The 23,283-nt window shown below is 66.8% G+C and carries 4 protein-coding genes; all 4 read left to right on the forward strand.

Translation table 11 applies throughout. The features are described from left to right. Positions 1-542 precede the first annotated feature (542 nt). Positions 543-7,607, forward strand: a complete 7,065-nt coding sequence (locus tag BFAL_RS02065; protein ID WP_055426783.1) for a leucine-rich repeat protein — start codon at positions 543-545, stop codon at positions 7,605-7,607. A gap of 518 nt (positions 7,608-8,125) precedes the next feature. Further along, positions 8,126-14,038, forward strand: a complete 5,913-nt coding sequence (locus tag BFAL_RS11790; protein ID WP_306345420.1) for an immunoglobulin-like domain-containing protein — start codon at positions 8,126-8,128, stop codon at positions 14,036-14,038. Positions 14,039-14,394: 356 nt separating this feature from the next. Further along, complete coding sequence (locus tag BFAL_RS02075; protein WP_055426784.1) at positions 14,395-19,158, forward strand: family 43 glycosylhydrolase; 4,764 nt, start codon at positions 14,395-14,397, stop codon at positions 19,156-19,158. A 118-nt stretch (positions 19,159-19,276) separates the two neighbouring features. After that, entirely contained in the window at positions 19,277-23,035 is a 3,759-nt protein-coding gene (locus tag BFAL_RS02080) for a family 43 glycosylhydrolase (protein WP_055426785.1), read from the forward strand. Positions 23,036-23,283: the final 248 nt, after the last annotated feature.

Genomic DNA, 23,283 nt, shown 5'->3' on the forward strand with positions numbered 1-23,283 from the left:
GAACGTGTGTTATCGCACCATGGGAGTAGGGCCGTGGGAATGCGGCCATGGGAACAGGGCTGTGGGAATAGAGCCGTCGCCTCCGTATCGGGGGCGGCGGCTTTGTTGTTGGGTGATGGCGGCGTCGGCCGTCACCCTATACCACGTTCCATTTGAAAAAACAAGTCTTGTGTTCCGTGAATTCGCGGCGTACATTGACGAAATGACTGTGAGTGTTCAACGGCGGCACCGGTGAACGGGAAGCACAGGCAAGGTGCCGCTCGCCGGCGTCGCTGCGGATGCCCGCGATGCCGGCTCGTTGGGGGAGTGTGCGACGAATTGGCGTAATTGCTTACGCGAGTAACAGGTGCGCCTTCACAGCGGTCACCACCGGAACGACGGTGACCACTGTGGCGCCACCGGAACAGCGCAGGCGTACGGGCAATCGTGTGGATACGAGCAACCGTCACAACCGACAACACCGCCACATGCCGCTGCGGCAGTCATGCGCAACCGTGCAGATCGCACGGCCGCAGCGGCATCGAGAAGAGAGAACACAACCGATGGTTTCATGGCATACTACCGGTCTTCTGCGTTCGGCCACGGCACTGACCGTGGCGGGCATCATGCTGGTACCGGCCAATCTGGCCGTCGCCGCGCCCACGTCGCCGCAATCAGGCGCGACGCAGACGACACAACCCGCAAACGCCGCCGTCACGAACGCGGCAGACACCGCAGACGCCGACGCGCTTCTGCGCGCGGTCGGCCAGTCCGCCGCGTCCGACGACAAGTCCTCCGGACTGCTCGCCGGCGACGGCACGACGACCGGCATCGCGACGATCATCGTGCAGCTCGACGACACCACGGCGGGCGTGCCGTGGTACCGTTCGCTGTTCGGTATGAGCAAGCAGACGCGCCACCGCGCCGTCAAGGACAGCATCCGCGACCTCGCCGCGCAGGAGGCGTCCACGCTGTCGCTGCAGGACACGCAGGAAAAGTCCGCCGACCTCACTCAGGTGAGCGACGTGCAGGACTACTACCACGTGATCGACGGTTTCGCGATCAAGGCTTCGGCCGCGCTGCTCGACGGCATCCGCGACCTGCCGGGCGTCAAGCGCGCGTTCCTCGAAAGCAAGTACGCCATCCCGGACGAGACCGCGACCTCCGCCACCGCGGCGTCCGACCCGAAGAACCAGTCCTCGCTCGACATGACCGGTGCGGACAAGGCCGCACAGAAGGGTGACGGCCAGATCATCGCCATCATCGATTCCGGTCTCGATACCGACCATGAGGCGTTCCGGGGCGATCTCGACGACGCGAAGGTGAAACTCACCAAGTCGCAGGCCGAAGCGCAGATCAACAACCTCGGCCACGGCACGTACGTGTCGGAGAAGATTCCGTTCGCGCGCGACTACGCCGACAGCGACGACGACGTGAACCCGAGCGACCTGTCCGGCATGGAGCACGGCACACACGTGGCCGGCATCGCCGCCGCCAACTCCGGCGAGATCCGCGGCACCGCGCCGGACGCGCAGATCGTGCCGATGAAGGTCGCCGACGATTTCGCCGGCGGCATCTACGATTCCGCCCTGCTCGCCGCCCTCGACGACTCCAAGGCGCTCGACGTGGACACGGTGAACATGTCGCTCGGCTCCGACGCCGGCTTCTCCGAGGAATCGACCTCCACCTACGGCGACGCCATCAAATCGCTGCGTGACGGCGGCGCCACGGTGAACGTGGCCGCCGGCAACGCGACCACCTCCGCGCTCGGCAACCGTTCCGGCGCGAACCTGCCGTACGCCACCGACCCGGACAGCTCCGTGATCTCCTCGCCGTCCTCCTTCGTGGATTCGCTTTCCGTCGCCAGCGTGAACAACGCGCAGCGCCAGTCCGCGTTCCTCGGGCCCGACGGCACCGCCATCGGCTACACGCCGCTCGGCTTCGCCACCGCCGACGGGCAGGCCACCGGCGACAGCACGCCCGGCCTGTCCGATCCGGACAAGGGCCTGGCAGACGGCTCCTACGAGTACGTGGACGGCGGCATCGGCTCCACCGAGGACCAGACCCGCCTCGCCGACGCCTACCAGTGGGACCTGTCCGGCAAGATCGTCGTCGTCAAGCGCGGCGGCACCGAACCCACCGACGGCCACGCGCTCACCTTCGGCGACAAGCTGATGAACGTCGGCACCGCCCTCGGCGCGGCCGCCGTCATCTTCTACAACAATGCCGACGGCGCGATCACCGGCGCGGCCATCAAGAACGACATCGTCGTGAACATCCCCGTCGTCGCGATCTCCGGCAAGAGCGGTGAAACGCTCATCGCCGCCGCGAAGAAGACCCTCACCGTGCAGGCGACGGCCACCGCCGCGCCCGCAGGATATGCGATGAGCGACTTCACCAGCTGGGGCGTCACCCCCGATCTGAAGCTCAAGCCCGAAATCACCGCGCCCGGCGGCAACATCTGGTCGTCCGTGCCCGGCGACAAGTACGAGTACATGTCCGGCACGTCCATGGCCACGCCGCAGATGTCCGGCATCACCGCGCAGATCCATGAATACGTGGACGGCGACGCGAAGTTCTCCAAGCTGACCGACGCGGAGAAATCCGCAATCGTCACGCAGCTGCTGATGAGCACCGCGACCCCGGTCACAGCCGGCGACTCCTACGCCTCCCCGCGCCAACAGGGCGCCGGTCTGGCGAACGTGCCCGCCGCCACGAAGACCGATGTCTACCTGACCGTCGACGACGCCACCGACGCATCCCGCCCGAAGGCCGACCTGGGCGACAGCGCGCAGGGCACGTGGGCGTTCACGCTCACCCTGCACAACCTCGGCGGCAAGGCCCGCACCTACACGCCCGACGCGCAGGCGTTGAGCGAAGCCGTTGCCGGCGGACTGTTCCAGAACACCGACGACAACTGGACCGGCAAGGGCATCGCCGTCTCCTACGGCGGCGACGGCTACGACGCCGCGAAGGGCACCGTCACCGTGCCCGCGAACGGCACCGCGAAGCTTACCGTCTCCATCAACGCCGAGCAGGCGTTCAAGGACTTCGCCGCCGCGAACACGCCTAACGGCACGTTCGTGGAAGGCTTCGCCATGCTCAAGGCCGCCAAGGGCGGCGTGGACCTGTCCGCGCCGTTCGTCGGCTTCTACGGCAAGTGGAGCCAATCGCCGGTCTTCGATTCCGCACTGTGGGAGCAGGGCGAGAACGCGTACCACGTGTACGGCACCGCGCTCGCCAATCCGAGCAACGGCGTGCCGCTCGGCGTGAACCCGCTCGACGCCGACGCCACCGCCGGGCCGGTGTACAGCATCGACCCGGAACGCATGGTCGTCTCGCGCACGAACTACAGCAGTTCGCCGACCGCCGCGTGGCCGCTCACCGGCCTGCTGCGCAACGTCGACAAGCTCGCGTACACGTACGTGAACGCCGCCGGCGAGACCGTGCGCAGCTACTCCTACGATCACGTGTCGAAGTCCACGCTGCAGCAGACCACGAACTCGATGCTGTACGCCGAAGCCCGTCTCGGCAACGGTGCGGGCGCGTTCGACGGCAAGTCGGACGACGGCAAGAACCTGCCCGACGGCACGTACACGCTGCGCCAGACCGCGACCACCGCCGGTCCCGGCGCGAGCGAGCAGCGCAACGACGACTACCACGTCACGCTCGACACCACCGCGCCGAAGATCACGAACATGACGCTCACCGGTGACGGCGACGCGAAGACGTTCTCCTTCGACGTGACCGACGCGACGTGGCTCTCCGCCATCGACTTCCACGATCCGACCACGCTCGCCTACTTCAAGCGCATCCTCGCGCCCGCCGACTACACGACGAACGCCGACGGCACGCGCACGTGGCATTTCGACGTGAAGGTCGCCGACATCGCCGACGCATGGACCGCCAGCGGTCTCGAGGGCGCCCTGCCGAACACCGTGCCGCTGTACGCGTGGGATTACGGCCTGAACGCGAGCGATCGCGCCACCGCCGTCATGACCGAGGTGCCGGCCACCGGCATCACCGTCACGCCGGACGCGACCACCATCGCGCCGGGCCAGAAGACGCGTCTCAAGGCCGCGGTCGAACCCGCCGACTCCACCGAAACCGAGTTCACGTGGACGAGCGCCGACCCGTCGAAGGTCACGGTCGACGCGCACGGCAACCTCACCGGCGTCGCCCCCAGCGACGGCAAGCCGGTCGACGTGATCGTCGCCTCGAAGCTCGCCCCGGCCGTCAAGGCCATCGCGAAGGTGACCGTCGCCGACGTGACCGACGAGACCGGCATCGCGATGGCGCAGGACAGCGCCACCGTCGAACCTGGCAAGACCGTCGACGTCGCCGCGCTCGTCGCGCCTTCGCTGGCGGACGAGAAGGTCACGTGGGCGAGTTCCGATGAGAAGGTCGCCACCGTCGCCGCGAAGGACGGCAACGGCACGCAGGCCGTCGTCACCGCCGGCGAGCAGGTCGGCACGGCGACGATCACCGCCACCGTGGCAGGCAAGTCCGCGACGATGACCGTGCACGTCGAGCCCGCCGACTTCGGCCAGTTCGTGTTCGACAAGGACGGTACCACGCTGCTCGGCTACACCGGCAACGCGGCCGACGTCGTCATCCCGAACAACACGAAGGCCATCGACCACAACGCGTTCGCGAACACGCAGGCCGTCACCATCACCGTGCCGGCAAGCGTGGAGACGATCGGCTCGCAGGCGTTCGCCGGCGCCGGCAAGCTCACGCAGGTCGTGTTCCAGAACGACGCGAAGCACCCGAGCAAGCTGAAGTCCATCGGCGACGAGGCGTTCACGGACACGCTCGCGCTCGACACGGTGAACCTGCCGGTCGATGCGAAGGACTTCACGCTGGGCGTCAAGGCGTTCTACAGCTCGACGATCCGGCACGTCACGCTGCCCGCCTCCCTCACCGAGATTCCGGACGACGCGTTCGGCACCGACGCGCAGCTCTTTGACGTCACGATCTCCGCAGGCACCACCGCGATCGGCGACGGCGTCTTCAGCGCGAACATCTCGCTCGGCGAGCTCAAGCTCGTCGACGCGAGCGGCACCGTGACCAAGGGCTGGCCGAAGAAGCTGAAGACCATCGGCAATTCGGCGTTCTCCGGCACCGTGTTCACCGGCGTGATCGAACTGCCCGCGAGCGTGCGGACCATCGGCGACAACGCCTTCAACCTCGTCCAGGCGGACATCCGCCTCAACGACGGGCTGGAGTCCATCGGCGCGACCGCGCTCTCCAGCAGCACCGGCACCGAACTCGTCATGCCCGATTCGCTGGACGCGGTGGGCCGCGGCGCGTTCTCCAACATGCCGAACCTCGCCAAGGTGACCGTCGGCGCGAACGTGCCCGACAAGGCGCTGGCGGCGGCGTTCACCGGCGACCAGAAGCTGGCCGAATTCACCGTGCCGGACAGCGTGAAGCACTACAGCGTGTACGGCGGCGTGCTGTTCGACAAGGACCGCACGACGCTCGTCGCCTACCCGAACGCGAACGCGCAGGGCCCGGCCGACGGCGTGTACACGATCCCGTCCGAAACCTCTTCCGATGGGTTCGGCGCGACCGTCACCGACGTGGCCGAATACGCGTTCTTCGCGAACGATTCGCTCAAGGGCGTGAACTTCACCGAAGGATTGAAGACCATCGGCGACTCCGCGTTCCTGCAGACGCAGCTCGCGCAGGTGGCGCTGCCGAAGAGCATGGAGACGATTGCGCACGCCGCGTTCATGAACATGGCCAACCTCACGTCCGTCGACTTCGGCGGCACCGTCACCGTGGGCGGCAGCGCCTTCTACGGCGACCCGGTGCTCACCGACCTCAACATGAGGCCCGAGTACAGCCGTCTCAAGTCGTTCGGTCGACTCGCGTTCGGCCAGTCGCCGTCCATCACGAAGCTCGACTTCCCCGACTCGGTGGTCGAACTGGGCGACGCCGCGTTCTCGAACATCACCGCTCTCAAGGAAGTGCACCTCGGCGCGGGCATCACCTCCGGCGTGGCCGGCGTGTTCACCGGTGCCAACGGTCTGACCACGATCACCGTGTCCGACAAGAACCCGGTGTACTCCGCGACCGGCAACGTGCTCTACCAGAAGAAGGACGACGGCCTGCACCTGGTGCTCTCCGCGCCGGGCAACCCCGTCACCGAGTACACGGTGCAGGACGGTACCGTGGCCATCGAGGCGCAGGCGTTCCGCAACAACCACCAGCTCAAGCGGATCGTTCTGCCGGCAAGCCTCAAGACCACGACGACCGGTTCGTTCAACTCCACCGACGCGCTCACCGAAGTCGTCTTCCCTGACGGCTTCGAAAGCACGAACAGCTCGTTCCTGTTCGCCGACGCGCTCGAATATGTGGAGTTCGGTACCAAGACCAAGTCCATCAACGACGAGTTCTGGGGCCACCGACCCACGCACCTCGTCGTGCGCGGCGGCCAGGACGGCACGTACACGGGCGGCATCATCGCCGGCGGCATGCAGACCGCATACTTCGGCGAAGGCATGACCACGATCAATATCTCCGATACGCCGAGCATCGTCGTGGTGCCCTCCGATCTCAAGTCGCTCAGCCTCGCCGGTGATGGCGTCGTCTACGCGCCCGCCGGTTCGGAAGGCGAGAAGACGGCCGTGGCCGTCGTCGGCGCTGACCGCGTCAAGGCGTACACGCCGCTGAGCCTGACCGCGAACATCGAGGGCGAAGTCAAGGCCGGCGCGACCGTCACCGTCAAGGCCGAGGCCGCGGGCGGCGTCGACGGCGACAAGCAGTACCGCTTCGTCGAAATCGCCGCCGACGGCACCAGCACCGTGCTGCAGGACTGGTCCGACGCCGCGCAGGCGACGTGGACCGTGCCCGCGAAGGCCGGCGGCGCCAAGGTGCGCGTCGAAACGCGCGACGCCACGTGGTACAGCGTGGCCGTCAACGCGACCGACGGCACGCTCGACGCGGCCCGCGCCGCGCTCGCCGACTCGCTCGACGCCGCCAAGGCCGTCAAGCAGGGCGACAAGGTCGATTCCGCGTGGAAGACGCTGCAGGATGCGATCGCCGCCGCCCAGAAGGCGCATGACGACGCCTCCGCCACGGCCGGCGACCTCCAGCAGGCCGCCGCCACGCTGGATGACGCCGTCACGGCGTTCGAGGCCGCCGCCTCCAAGCCGAGCGACGAGCAGCGCGCCGCGCTCGCACAGGCCATCGCCGACGCGAAGGCCGTGACGCAAGGCACGAAGACCGACGAGGCGTGGAAGACGCTGCAGGATGCGATCGCCGCCGCCGAACAGGTCGCCGGAAACACGTCCGGCGACCTCACCGCCGGCGAGGTCGATGCCGCCACGGCCGCGCTGAACGCCGCGGTGAAGGCGTTCCGTCAGTCCGCGGACAAGACGGAAGGCGGTGACAACGGCGGTGATAACGGTTCCGGTGGTTCCGGGGCTGACGGGTCTGGGTCTGATGGCTCTGGGTCGGGCCAATCCGGGACGAACGGTTCCGACTCGAACCGGAACGACGGCTCGCAGGGCAATCTGCCCGGCACCGGTTCCGCAGTGGCCGCCCTCGGCGTGTTCGCCGCGGTCTGCCTGATCGTCGCCGCGCTCGCCACCATCGTGCGTGCGCGCCGCCGCCGGTGACGCGGTTCCGGTGACATTGTCCGCGGGCGGATTGCCCGCCCGCGGACGGTCTCCCGTCACCGGAGCCCAACTCCTTCCCCCGCGCATCATCTCCCATGGTGCGGTAAATCGCCCATGGTGCGGTGGCCCAAAACCGCATGATTCCGGGGTTATGGAGAAAGTGTGTTACCGCACCATGGGGATAGGGGTGTGGGAGTAGGGGTTGGGAATAGGGCCGGGGGGATGGGGAGAAATGGGGGAATGGGTGGGGTTGTCGTTGAGTGCTGGGATAATTGCGGCAGCTTGGTTATGGTAGCGTTCACAACCGTGAAACGGCGTCGTTGAGGAGCGGCGGCAGCGCATATGCGTGGCGGCGTGGATGCGATCATGGGCCATCGTGCGCGGCATCGGCGAAGCTGTTGAGCGCTGCGCGCGGTCGCCGGCATCGTCGTGGTGTGACGCAGCATCGTGAGGCGACGGCGCCGGGGAGACGAAGGAGAGGCGCTGCGTCGCGCCCGAAGGAAAGTGCATAGCAGCATATGAACTATTGGAAGAAGATAGTGGCGGCGGTCGCGACCGTGCCGATGCTGGCGGCGTTCGTGCCGACGGCGACGGCGGCGGACGTGACGCCCGCGCTCGCGCAGAGCGCGCCGGCCGCGGCCGCGTCGGACCCGCAACTGCTCGCCAGCTGGGACTTCACCGGCAAGGACGGCACGAACAACGGTTCCATCGCGGACTCCACCGGCAAATACAACCTGACCCTCAACGGCGGCGTGTCCGTCGTCAAGTTCGGCGACCGCTCCAACAACGAGGCGCTGAACCTCAACAACGACGCGAACAGCGCCAAGTACGCGCAGATCGACGACCAGCTGTTCAAGGACGCCGGCGACTCCTTCACGCTGGAGTTCGCGGCCAAGTCCCGCCAGGCGGACAGCGACGCGTTCTTCACGTTCGCGGTCGGCAAGGACTACAACAAGTACTTCTTCAACCGCATCAGCACCACCAAGGTGAAGACGGTCATCTCCGACAACAAGTGGAACAACGAGCAGGGCGACAACGTCGATGTCACGGACAACAACAACAAGTGGCACGACTACAAGATCGCCGTGGACGGCACCAATCTCGCCGTGTGGCGTGACGGCACCCCGATCATCTTCAAGGCCAACACCAGCATCAAGATGAGCGACCTGGGCGGCTACACCACGTACATCGGCAAGTCGTTCTACGACGGCAGCGGTTCCGGCATCGGCACGGACAAGTACTGGAACGGCGCCATTGACGACATCAAGGTGTACAAGGGCGCCTCGCTGACCGCCCCGACCGGCGTCGCCATCTCCGGCGACGGCGTGGTCGACGGCAAGCTCGCCCTCACCGAGAAGTCCACCGCGAAGCTCACCGCGACCGTCACCCCTGACGACGCCGTGAGCAAGGACGTCACCTGGACCTCCTCCGACGACAAGGTCGCCACGGTCGCCGCCGACGGCACAGTGACCGCCGTCAAGCAGGGCACCGCCACCATCACCGCCACCGCGTTCGGCGGCGTGAAGGCGGAACTGCCCGTCACCGTCAACCCGCTGGACCCGAAGTCCGCCGCCACCGAGGACCTCGACGCCGCGATCTCCGCGCTGAAGAAGACCACGACCGAGAACCTGCCGCTGGTCGCCGAAGGCACGAAGCACGGCTCCGCGATCACGTGGACCTCCTCCGACCCGAAGCTCGTCACCGGAACGGACGCCGACTACAAGAACACGACCACCGGCGCGGACGACCCGTACAAGGGCGCCGGCGTCGTGACCCGCCCGGCCTACGGCGATGGCGACTCCAAGCCCGTCACCCTGACCGCCACCGCCAGCTACAACGATGGCGAGAAGGTCACCAAGACCGTCGAGGTCACCGTCAAGGAGAAGACCCGCACCGCGCCTGACACCGGTTACGCGTCCGTCACTTTCGAGAGCGACGGCAACGGCGGCGAGAAGGCGTGGGTCGCCTCCACCGAGAAGAACGATTTCTTCACTTTCAAGACCCGCAATAACGGCAAGTCCGTGCTCACCAACGACGCCGACACCGGCGGTCTGCGCGACATGTTCGTGCTGCGCTCCCACGAGGGCGATAAGTACTACCTGATCGCCACCGACCTCAAGGTCTCCTCGATGGGCTGGAGCCAGAACCAGCAGTACGGTTCCCACAAGGTCGAGGTCTACGAGTCCACCGACATGATGAACTGGACCCGCACCAACGGCGACGGCAACGGCGGCATCACCATCAACTCCCCGAACGCCGGCATGACCTGGGCGCCGGAGGCCTACTGGGATGACGACCTGAACGCCTATGTGGTGTTCTTCTCCTCCCGCATGTACACCGACGAGACCCGCAAAACCCCGGTCAAGAACGAGACCACCGGCCGCAGCTCCTACGCGCAGGTGCGCTACTCCATCACCCGCGACTTCGTGAACTTCACCGAGCCGCAGACCTGGCAGGATACGGGCTACTCCCGCATCGACTCCACCGTGCGCAAGATCGGCGGCTACTACTACCGCTTCACCAAGAACGAGGAAAGCGGCAAGGCCGGCGACTACATCACCACCGGCAAGAGCGTGTTCCTCGAGCGTTCCAAGGTCCTCACCGCGCCGACCACCAAGGCCGATCCGGACCAGGATCCGAACACCGGCTGGCAGCTGCTCGAGCAGGCCCTGCTGCCGTTCGAGGGCCCGGAGACCGTCAAGCTCAACAAGGATGACGAACTCAACACGAAGGATGACGACGGCTACATCCTGCTGTCCGACAACTTCGCCTACCGCGCGTTCATGACCACCGGCTCCGAGCTGTCGAAGACCACGTGGGACAATCCGATGACCAAGCGCTACCCGGACTTCAACAACGAGAAGAAGCCGGTCAAGGCCGAGCCGGGTGCGCAGGGCTACATCACGAAGGGCGCCGAGGGCGGCCTGCCGGACAAGGTCCGCCACGGCGCGTTCGTCAACGTGCCGCAGACCGTGCTCGACGTGACCAAGACCTGGACCACCTCGAACCCGACGCACATCCAGGCCGTGGACTCCACCACCAAGGCCGCGTTCGACAAGGATTCGCGTAAGCTCACCGCCACCGTCACCGCCGCCGACAAGGGCACCCTCGCCGGTTCCGTGACGTTCACCGCCGGCGACTGGACCGAAACCGCCAAGCTCGACGCCAAGGGCAAGGCCTCCGTCACCGTCCCGGCCGAAGTCAAGGGCGACGTCACCGTCGCCTACGACGGCTACACCGACGGCCTCGTCAAGGCCTCGTCCGCCACGTACAACGTCGAGGAGGGCGAAGTGACGCCGCCGGAAGCCGGCACGCCGCTCATCCACTACTCCTTCGATAAGGCCATCGACGGCAAGACCGTGACGAACGAAGGTTCCGCCGCGGACTCCGACGCCACGCTGAGCGGCGAGGCGACGGTCGAGAACGGCCAGATCAAGCTGACCGGCTCGCAGACCATCGAAGTGCCGACCACGGCGATCAAGGGCCAGCAGGACGTGACGCTGTCCGTCTGGCTGAAGAACAACTACGGTTCCGGCAACGTCGCGGCCGCGTACATCGGCAACGCCGCGACGAAGAACGGCTACCTGCTGCTCAACCCGTCGAACCCGAAGGGCTACGTCAAGCCCGTCATGACCACCGCCACCGCCGCCAACCCGAACGCCAGCCCGTGGAACACCGAAGTCGGCCCCGGCTCGACCAACGCGGCCACCAGCGGTGCGAAGGCCACGTCCGACCTCGCGCTGTACACGGTCGTCATCAACGGTTCCAAGGGCACGATGAGCTTCTACCTCAACGGTGAAGCAGTCGGCGACAAGACGTACGCGATTCCGGCCGGCGGCCTGACGAACTACGGCGACCTCGTCGCGTACATCGGCAAGTCCGCCTACGCCGATCCGAACACGAAGATCGACGTCGACGACTACGCCGTGTACGGTTCAGCGCTCCCCGCGGGCACCGTGGCCGCGCTGTACGCCGAGCAGGCGCTCGACAAGGCCGTCGCCGCGGTGACGGTTCCGGAATCCGCGACGAAGGACTTCACGCTGCCGACCTCGGCCGCAGGCGCGTCCGTCGCGTGGAAGTCCGACAACGACGCCATCAAGGTCGACGCGAAGGGCAACGCCGTCGTCACCCGTCCGTCCGCCGAAGCCGGCGACGCGACGGTCACGCTGACCGCCACGTTCACGATTGACGGCAAGACCGCGACGAAGACCTACAAGGTGACCGTGCCGAAGCAGCTCTCCGACAAGGAGAAGGCGCAGGCCGACCTCGACGCGCTGGAGATCGAGAACGCGGACGACATCCGCGGCAACTTCTCCGTCGCCACGAAGGGCTCCAACGGCTCCGAGATCACGTGGAAGGTCACCGAGGGCGGCGACAACGCCACCGTCGGCGACGGCGTGAACAGCAAGTCGGCCACCGTCACCGTCAAGCGCCCCGCCGCAGGCAAGGACGCGGCCAAGGTGACGCTGACCGCCATCGTGAAGAACGGCACGGCCACGCTCACCAAGACCTTCGAGGTGACGGTCCAGCCGATGCCGGTCGAAGAGGACGACCAGGCGTACGTCTGGGCGTTCTTCACCGGCGAGGGCCAGGGCGCCGAGAAGATCAGCCTCGCCGCCTCCAAGGGCAACGACGCGCTCGACTGGAACACGCTGAACAACGGCCAGCCGCTGTTCACCTCCGAGTTCGGCGAGAAGGGCCTGCGCGACCCGTTCATCATCCGCTCGAAGGACGGCGACAAGTTCTACATGCTCGCCACCGACCTCAAGATCGCCGGCCGCGCAGGCAGCTTCGACACCGCCCAGCGCAACGGCTCGAAGTACATCGAGGTCTGGAAGTCCGACGATCTGGTGAACTGGTCCAAGCAGAGCCACGTCAAGGTGAGCTCCGACTACGCGGGCAACACCTGGGCGCCGGAAGCCTACTACGACGAGGAAATCGGCAAGTACGTGGTCTACTGGGCCTCGAACCTGTACGACACGACCGACAACAGCCTCACGGCCCGTCCGTCCGTCACGTACAACCGGATGATCTACGTCACCACCGACGACTTCGTCAACTTCTCCGATCCCCAGGTCTGGGTCAACGTGAACCAGGGCCAGGGCAAGGGCATGATCGACGCGACCATCGCCAAGCAGGACGGCGTCTACTACCGCTTCTACAAGGACGAGTCCCGCATGAAGATCCGCGAGGAGAAGTCCACGAACCTGCTCTCCGCCATCGGTTCCGCCGACAAGCCGGGCTCCCTGCCGAAGCAGACCGGCCTCGCCGCCTCCGACCAGTGGACGCTGGTCAAGGAGAACATCGGCGACGGCCAGAACAACCAGTACGGCGGCAAGTTCTCCGGCGGCGAAGGCCCGTCCGTGTTCCCCGCGAACAAGGGCGACGTGAACGGCAACAAGTGGTACCTGTTCATGGACCAGCCGAACTACCACGGCGGCCCGAACCACTACATCGGATTCACCACGGACGACCTGTCCACCGGTGACGTGACGGCCGTCAAGTACAAGAACCTGCCGACCAACGCCGACGGCGGCAAGCCGCGTCACGGCACGGTCGTGCCGGTGACTCGCGCCCAGTACCAGAAGGTGCTGGAGGCGTACGCGAAGAACGTCGCGGTCACGTCCGTGAACGCGGTGAACGTCGCGACGAACGTCGGCGATGCGCCGAAGCTGCCGGAGACGGTGCACCTCACGCACGCCGACGGCTCCGAGGCGGACGTCGCGGTCGTCTGGGACGAGGTCAAGGCCGACTCCTACGCGAAGACCGGCACGTTCACCGTGAAGGGCGTCGCGCAGGACGACTCCCGCATGCCGGTCGAGGCGACCGTCACCGTCAACGGCATCGACATCTCCGGCGCGACCGTCACGGTCGAGCCGAAGGAGTTCACCGCCGACGGCGCCGCCAAGGAGCCGAAGGTGACCGTGACCCTCGCCGACGGCACCGAGCTGAAGGCCGGCGACGACTACACGGTGACCTACGCGAACAACGTTGAGCCGGGCACCGCCACGGTGACCGTCACCGGCGCCGGCAAGTACTCCGGCACCGCCACGGCGACCTTCGAGATCAAGAAGGCCGACGAGACCAAGCCGACGGTGGACAAGTCCGACCTGCAGTCGCTCTACGACAAGGTCAAGGGCTACCAGGAGGCCGACTACCAGTCCGGCTGGGCCGCGTTCAAGGCCGCGCTCGACAAGGCCTACGGCCTGCTGCAGAGCTCCGACGCCAGCCAGCCCGACGTGGACCAGGCCCTGAAGGACCTCCAGTCCGCCGTCGACAAGCTGGTCAAGAAGCCCGCCGCCAAGCCGCAGCCGACCAAGCCGGCCACGACCGCCAACACCGGCAGCGCCATCGCCGGCGTGACCGCGCTCGCCGCGCTCACGCTCGCCGCGGGCGTCGCCCTGACGGTCTGGCGCAAGCGCCGCGCCTGACGCGCGTTGTCCGTGACGCGTCAGCCGTGACGCGCCGGACCTGACGCAAGACGGACGGTTCCGCCGTGCGATTCCCGTGAATCGCGCGGCGGGCCGTCCGTTCCCATTCATGCATACCGGCGGTTTGACGATTCCGCGCGCGAACCGCCAACACGTGGTCAACCGTTTTACGCTACAATGCGGTAGCGTGGCCGTGACGCAGCGGCCCATATAACCGAATGCTACGGATGCCGGAAGTACGGTGATACACCGGTATCCGCGGCGATTTCTTCAGTGCCGTCAATGGAACGACATGGCACACGATCAATCACAGGAGATGTGCGTGGGAGCACCCTGCCCCGCGCCAAGGAGGAACTATGACAACCCGACCCACATCGCTGGGCAGGCGCCTCATCGGCGCGGTGCTCGCAGTGCCCATGGCGCTCGCGGGCATGGCGCTCGGCGCGACCACGGCGGTTCCGGCCGCAGCGGCCGACGCCGTGCAGCTGCCCACCCCGCTGGCGAGCTACAGCTTCGCCAAGGACGACGGCAAGGGCGCCGTGGCCAACGAGGCCGCGGGCTCCGCGTTCGGCGCCGCCCAGATCAAGAGCGCCACGGACGCCGACAAGGCCGGCACCTACGAGGACGGCGCGCTCCAGCTCACCGGCGACGAATACGTGAAGCTGCCCGACGACCTGCTCAAAGACAAGACCTCGGCCACCGTCGTCGCGATGGTGAAGAACAGCGACTTCAGCATCAGCGACTCGAAGTGGACGTACTTCTTCACCTTCGGCGGCTCCCGCCTCAAGGCCGAAGGCAACTGGGCCGTCTCCACGCACAACGGCCTGTACACCTCGATCACCGCCACGCAGAACGGCGACAACGAGAACTACTTCAGCGCCTCCAGCAACCTCTCCACCGAGAAGTTCCAGCTGCTTGCCGCCACCATCGACGGCGCCACCAAGCAGGCGAACCTGTACATCAACGGCCGTCTCGTCGGCTCGGGCACGTTCAACACGCTGCCGAACCAGTTCAAGGCGCAGAACTGGAACACCATCGGCAACTCCACGTACCCGGGCGTCGGCGACGCCATGTTCCACGGCGCCATCAAATCGTTCGCCGTCTACGACACCGCACTCACCCAAAGCCAGATCGTCACGATGATCGACGCCGAAGGCGCCGCCGACCTGCTCAACGGCGAGATCGGCAACCTGACCGTGCCGACCACCGCCAGCACCGACTTCACGCTGAAGACCTCCACCGACAACGCCTCCGTGGCATGGTCCAGCAGCAACGAGAAGGTCATCAGCGTCGACAAGGCAGGCAACGCGAAGGTGACGCCCTCCACCGCAGGCGACACCACGGTGACGCTCACCGCCACCCTGTCGCCCAACACGGGAGTGCCCGCGCCGCCGCAGCCGGTGACGAAGACCTTCACCGTGCAGGTGCCGCAGAAACTCAACGACGAGGAGATCGTCACCCGCGACCTGAAGGCGCTCACCATCGAAAACGCGAACGACATGCGCACCAACTTCTCCGTGCCCACCAAGGGCGCCAACGGCGCGACCATCAGCTGGACCGTCAAGGACGCCGGCAAAGCCGATCCGAAGATTACGGACGGCGTGAACAAGACCTCGAAGACCGTGCGCGTCTCCCGCCCCGCCGCCGGCGCCAAGGCGACGACCATCACGCTCACCGCCACCGTCACCAGCGGCAACGTCACGCAGACGCGCGACTTCACCGTCAAGGTGCAGCCGATGCCCAGCAGCAAGACCGACACGCAGGCCTACGTGTGGATGTACTTCACCGGCGAAGGCGGCGAATCCCAGAAGGTGAGCATCGCCGCATCCAAGGGCGACAACGCGCTCGACTGGAACGCGCTCAACACCAACGCGGAAGGCAAGGCCGAACCGATCATGACCTCCGTGTTCGGCGAGAAGGGCCTGCGCGACCCGTTCATCATGCGCTCGCATGACGGCGACAAGTTCTACCTGCTCGCCACCGACCTCAAGATCGGCAGCGACAACAACTTCTTCAACGCCCAGGCCAAAGGCTCCAAATACCTGGAGATCTGGGAGTCCACCGACCTCGTCAACTGGTCGAACCAGCGCCACGTGAAGGTCAGCACCGACTACGCGGGCAACACGTGGGCGCCCGAAGCCTACTGGGACGATGAACTCGGCACCTACGTGGTGTACTGGGCCTCCAACCTGTACGACACCACCGACGAGAACGAGCGCACCGCCGCCACCTACAACCGCATGATGATCGCCACCACCGATGACTTCATCACGTTCTCCGAGCCGAAGGAATGGGTGAACGTGGACCGCCGCGGCCAGGCCGGCGCCGGCTCCATCGACGCCACCGTGCAGAAGGTCGGCGACACCTACTACCGCATCTACAAGGACGAGAACTCGATGACCCTGCGCGAGGAGAAGTCCACCGACCTGACCGCCTCCATCGGCGCCGACGGCGTGACCGACTTCGCCACCGCGCTCAAGGGCAGCAAGTGGACCGAGATCGGCACGAACATCGGCGGCGGCCAGGCCAACGGCTACGGCGGCACCTTCACCGCCGGCGAAGGCCCCTCCCTGTTCAAGGCCAACAAGGGCGACGTGAACGGCTACCAGTACTACCTGTTCGCCGACCAGCCCGACTACCACGGCGGCCCGAACCACTACATCCCGTTCGCCACCACCGACATCACCGACGCCTCCAAGTGGACGTCCGTCGGCGATAAGATGCCCGAATCGAACATGCCGCTCAACTCCGACGGCGGACGCCCGCGCCACGGCACCGTGCTCGGCGTGACCCGCGCCGAATACCAGGCCGTGCTCGAAGCGTACGAGCCGTCCATCGCCGTCAAGTCCGTGGACGCGCTCGACGCGACCACCAAGTCCGGCGAGGCGCCCACGCTGCCCAAGACCGCGCACCTGACCATGGCCGACGGCACGTCGAAGGACGTCGACGTCGTCTGGAACGACGTCAAGGCCGACGACTACGCGAAGGAAGGCACGTTCACCGTCGCCGGCGTCGCGCAGGACGACTCGCGCATGCCGGTCGAGGCGACCGTCACCGTCGCCGCGAAGGCCGCGAGCGTCGAGACCGTCGCCACGGACGCGCTCAAGGTCGGCTCCAACGGCACCGCGACGTTCGCCGAACCGGCCGCGGTGAAGGGCTACGCGAAGCGCGCCCTCACCAAGGCGCCGGCGAAGGGCGTCGTCACGCTCGCCGACGACGGCGTGCGCTACGACGCGCTCAACGTCGCGAACGGCACGTTCGCGTTCACCGTGCGCTACACGCTGAAGGACGGTTCGCTCGTCGACGTGACGTACACGGCCGAAGTGACCGCGGCGCTCGCCGACGCCACGCACCAGCGCGGCTCCTCGCACGATCCGAGCATCGTCAAGGAAGGCGACACGTACTACGTGTTCGGCTCGCACCGCGCCTGGCTCAAGTCGAAGGACCTGCGCAACTGGGAGCCGTTCGAGAACAATCTGAGCACCGACTACAAGACCGTGCTCGGCGGCATCTGGAACGAATGGTCCTCCAAGAACGACGCGGGCAACACCGAGCTCGACGGCAACATGTGGGCGCCCGACGTCTCCTGGAACAAGACCATGAACAAGTGGACGATGTACCTGTCCGTCAACGGCGGAGGCAAGGGCAACTACCAGAAGACCGTCATCGTGCTGCTCACCGCCGACCACCTCGACGGCGACTGGACGTACGTGGGCCCCGTCGTCTACTCCGGATTCCAGGATGCCGACGTGGCCGCGACCGACGTCGACAAGGTCTCCGGCGTGCTCACCACCGACGGCAAGGTGCCCGCCCGCTACAAGAGCCTCGACGACACCGGCGTCAACGCCATCGACGCCGACGTGCACACCGACGACGACGGCCAGCTGTGGATGAGCTTCGGCTCCTGGTTCGGCGGCATCTGGGCCATCAAGCTCGACCCGGCCACCGGCCTGCGCGACTACACGGCCACCTACACGACCAAGGCGGACGCCTCCGACGCCTACTACGGCGTGAAGCTCGCCGGCGGCCACAACAACTCCGGCGAAGGCGCGTCGTTCGTCAAGCGCGGCGACTGGTGGTACATGTTCGTCTCCTACGGCAACCTCGGCGTGGACGGCGGCTACCAGATCCGCGAATTCCGCTCCAAGAGCCTGACCGGCCCGTATGTGGACCAGAACGGCAACCCGGCGATCTACACGTCCGTGTACGGCAACCCCGGTTCCGGCGCGAACAAGACCATCAACCGCGGCCTGCGCGTGCTCTCCACGGTGGAACAGAACGGTTCCGCCGAGATCCGCGCGGCGCAGGGCGGCAACGAGGTCTACGTGGCCGACGACGGCGCGATCTACAACGTGTACCACACGCGCTTCGTCAGCAAGACCGCCGCCGAAACCGCCACCAAGTCCGACAACGAGCTGCGCGTGCAGCAGATGGTCGTCTCGCCCGACGGCTGGCTCGTCTCCACCCCGTACGAGTACTCCGGCGCGTTCCGCCAGAAGGCCTCGTACACGATGGCGGACGTGGCCGGCGACTACCAGATCGCCGTCAACGACCCGACCCGCTCCTACGCGACGAACACCGAAACCGCCGACGAGGCCACGCGTCTCGCCGACGCGGGCATCGTCCACGCGGTCGACGTGCGCCTCAACGAGGACGGCACGCTCTCCGGCCGCGCACAGGGCACGTGGGAGCTCGACGGCAACGCCGTCACGCTCCACGTGACCGCCGCCATGCCCGGCAGCAACCTCATGGGCGACTACACCGGCACGCTCGCCGGCCAGCCGAACGAGACCGGCGGCTACGCGCTCGTGTTCGGCGCCGTCGGCGGCACCGTGTTCACCGATGCCGGCACCGACGTGAAGACCGCCACGCCCGGCGCGACCGCCATCTGGGGCGCCAAGCAGACCGCATGGCCTTCCGACGAGGACCCGGACAACCCGTCCGGCCCGGATGACGGCAAGAACGACGGCACGCTCGACGACGGCAAGGACACGGCCGACGGCTCCAAGAAGCCCGGACTGTCCGCCACCGGCACCGCCGTGCTTGGTGTGGGCGGCATGGTCGTGCTGCTCGCCGCCGCCGGCATCGGCCTGACCATCTGGCGCAAGCGCAAGGCCTGACGTCGTTGCGTGATACGGGCGCGCGCGGCGTGATCCTTTCGCCGTGCGCGCCCCCATCCTTACCCGACACAGTGATTTGTTGATTTCGGTCCCAGTAGTGCAAAGGAGAACCATCGGAATGACCACCACAACCACCGCCCGACGCTGGGGGCGCAAGCTCCTCGGCGCGGCGCTCGCAGTGCCCATGGCGCTCGCGGGCATGGCGCTCGGCGCGACCACTGCGGTCGCGGCCGACACCGTCCCCACCGATCATCTCGTCGCCGCCTACGACTTCTCCGCGAAGCCGGCGGACGGCAAGACCGTCGCCAACAGCGCGCCCGGCGCCACGCTCGGCGCCGCCGAAGTGCAGAACCCCTCCAAAGCCACATGGGCGGATGGCGCGCTCACCCTCTCCGGCGGCGCGAAGACCAGCGGCGACTGGGTGCGGCTGCCGGACGACATCGTCAAGGGCGCCGAATCGGCGACCATCACGATGGAGGTCAAGGCCGACGCCGCGATGAAATCCGACTACCACTTCATGTGGAACATCGGCAACGAAGGCAACAATGCCGGAACCGGCCCGTACTGGTTCACCGCGCTCAAATGCGCCGACGGCCGCACGCCGCTCACCTGGATCAAGGACGGCGCCGCCGGCGCCGAAACCGGCGCGTCCGCAGGCTCCTGCGTCGTCAACTACGGCACGTGGCTGTCCGTCGCCTCCGTGATCGACGGCGCCACCAAGACCGCGAAACTGTACATCAACGGCACCGAGGTCGCCTCCGGCAAGACCAACATCACGCCGGCCGGCGTGACCGACCAGTCGTACAACACCATCGGACGCTCCCCGTGGCCCGACGCGCTGTTCAAGGGCAGCGTCGCGAACTTCCGCGCGTACACCACCGCGCTCGGCGCCGACCAGATCGCCGCCATCAGCACCGCCGACGCGAAACTCCACGCCGACGAGCTCACCGGCGCGGCGCTCGACGCGCTCAGCGTCCCTGGGGAGATCAACGAGTCCTACGTGGCGCTGCCGACCGCGAACGGCGTGACCTGGACGTCCTCCGACGCCTCGGTCATCGCGCCGAACGGCATGGTCACGCAGCCCGCCAAAGGCGAGGCCGCGAAGACCGTGACGCTCACCGCGAGCGTCACCGTGCGCGGCGTGAGCGCGTCGAAGACGTTCACCGTGAAGGTGAACCCGACCGACAAAACCGCCGACGAAGTGCTCAAGGAGGCCGCCGCCGGCTACGCGATCCCGTCCGTCGTGCGTGAAGGCGACACGCTGCCTGCGGCCGCAAGCGGCACCAGCGTCGCCGTCAAGTCCGCCACCGGCGGCGTGACGGTGACGGACGGCGTGTTCGGCCTCGCCGGCGACGCCGACGCGAAGGCCGAAGGCGCCGTCACCGTCACCTTCGCGAAAGACGGTCTCGCCGGCAGCGTCGACAAGACGTTCGCCGTGACCGTCCTGCCGAAGGCGCAATCCGCGACCATCGCCGCATACGACCGCAACGCCACCGGCGTCGACGACGCGAACAATGGCGACGTCGCCTACAGCATGCACCTCGCACTGCGCGGCGACGACGGCACGTACACGCCCTACAACGAGAACTACGGCATCTTCTTCCCGCTCGGGTACAAGACGCAGCCGCTCAACATGAACACCGAGGACGTGGCCCGCAACCTCAAGGACCCGAGCCTGTTCCGCCTCGCTGACGGCACGTTCGGCGTGATCGCCGTGCGCACCAACCGCGGCACCGCCACCGGCGACTCCACCGCCAAGTCCAGCGTGCTCATCGCCACCTCCAAGGACCTGCTCACCTACGATGAGAAGACGAACTCCGGTTCCATCGTCGACCTCGGCGAAACCAACGGCGTGAACGCGCCGTACGCCGTGTACGACACCGCCGCCAAGCGCTACCTCATCGGGTGGAAGGACGACAACGGCGTGGCCAAGTACACGACGTTCGCCACGCTCGACGGCAAGGACTCCAAGCACGGCGACGTGATCGTCGGCGCCGCTGCCACCGCCGGCACGCTCGCCGCCTCCGACGCGAACGGCATCGCCGACTACCGTTCCGGCGCGACCATCGCCATCGACGCCGCCACGCGTAAGGCGCTCGACACGCGCTTCGGCCGCTCCGAGAACACCGGTGCCAGCAACCTGCCGCAGACCATCACCGTCAAGCAGGGCGCCTCGATGAGCGACGTGACCAAGCAGCTGCCGAAGAACGTCGAACTCACCTACTCCGACGGCTCCACCGGCTCCCTGCCGATCTCCTCGTGGGATACCTCCGCGCTCGACCTGGATTCGGTCAACGAGACGGGCACTACCGTGACCGGCACCGTCAAGCAGACCGAATACCAGATCCCGTTCGCTGAGGACCGCGCCGACCCGTCCATCTACAAGTGGGAATGGACCCACGAGAAGGACGGCAAGGAAGTCACCGAAACCAAGTTCCTGATGATCGCCTCCAACGACATCCAAGGTGACGTGACCTGGCAACACGGCAGCCCGCACATGCCGTTCCGCATGGCCGACTCCATCGCGGCGCTCGCCGACGAGCCGGGCAATCCGGACGCGCTCATCCAGCAGAACGGCTACAACAACAAGGAGGTGTCGCTGCTCACGGCCGGCGTCAAGGATTCCGAAGGCAATGCGATCATGCACAGCTTCTGGGCGCCGGAGATCCACGAGATCAACGGCCGCCTGACCATCCTGTTCATGGCCGGCTACGGCAACGTGTGGACCAACGGCAAGTCCGTGTACATGCAGCTCAAACAGGACGCCTCCGGCCACGACCTCGACCCGACCGATCCGGCCAACTGGACCGTGCCGACGCCGATCTACCGCAACGCCGCCTCGCAGGTCAACGGCAAGAAGGACCTCGCGCTCGACGCCAACGGCAACGTGGGCATGTCGCTCGACATGACCTACTTCAAGGACGCCGACGGCAAGTCCTACTACGCCTGGCAGCAGCTCGGCGCCACGTACATCGCCACGATGGACCCGTCCGACCCGGGCCTGATCACCTCCAAGCCGGTGCGCATCGTCTCGCCGGAATACTCGTGGAACGTGACCATCGCCGAAGGTCCGAACGTGACCATGCGCGACGGCAAGCTGTACATGATGTTCTCCGGCTCGTCCGTGGGCAAGACGTACACCACGGGATTGGCCGTGGCGGACGCCTCCGGCTCCGACCTGACCGATCCGGCCAGCTGGACGGTGCTCAACTACCCGATTCAGAAGTCCGGCCCGTTCAACGGCGAGATGCAGCTCGGCACCGGCCACGGCATGTGGAGCGAGGACGAGGACGGCAACCAGATCTACGTGTTCCACGCCTACGCGACGAAGAACCTCGGCACGGTCAACGCGACAGGCCGCGACACGTTCGTGCGCCGCGTCCACTGGGCCGCCGACGGCATGCCCGTGTTCGACATGAGCTCCTCCGAGGAACTCGCCGCCTCGCTGAAGACCGTGAGCGTCACCGTGAAGGTGGTGGCCGATTCGGTCGAGGTGGACAAGACCGGGCTCTCCGCCGCGATCGCCGCCGCCAAGCAGCTGCGCGAATCCGACTACACGGCCGCGACGTGGGAGCCGTTCGCCGCCGCGCTGGCCTCCGCGGAGAAGGTGTACGGCGACGATGCGGCCACGCAGGATGCGGTGGATGACGCGGTCGCCGCGCTCACTGCGGCGCAGAAGGCGCTGGTGCGTGTGGATGGTTCGGGCGATGGCAGCGGTTCGGGCAACGGGTCGGGTGATGGCGCCAAGCCGTCGGCCAAGCCTAATCGTCCGGGCCTGTCGGTCACCGGCACTGATGTGGCCGGCATCGTGGCAGCGATCGCGCTGCTCGCCGTAGGCGGTGGCATCGCGCTCGCAATGAGCAAGCGCCGCGCCTGACGCCCTGACGGTACCCATCCCGGCGGCGGATATTACGGAGATTTCCCCATTGCTCCGTAATATCCGCCGCTGAGTTGTTCTGAGCGGCGGTTTGTACGGAGATGAGGCCATTGCTCCGTATTTTCGGTCGCTGGCAATGGCTCAGCGGCGGTTTGTACGGAGCAGTGGGCTGTTTTCCGTATTTTCCGCCGCCGGGGATTGTGGTGTGGTGGGGTTCGAGGTGTGGGGATTGGCTTGTGGGGGATTGG

The sequence above is a fragment of the Bifidobacterium aesculapii genome (assembly GCF_001417815.1).
Classification (GTDB): domain Bacteria; phylum Actinomycetota; class Actinomycetes; order Actinomycetales; family Bifidobacteriaceae; genus Bifidobacterium; species Bifidobacterium aesculapii.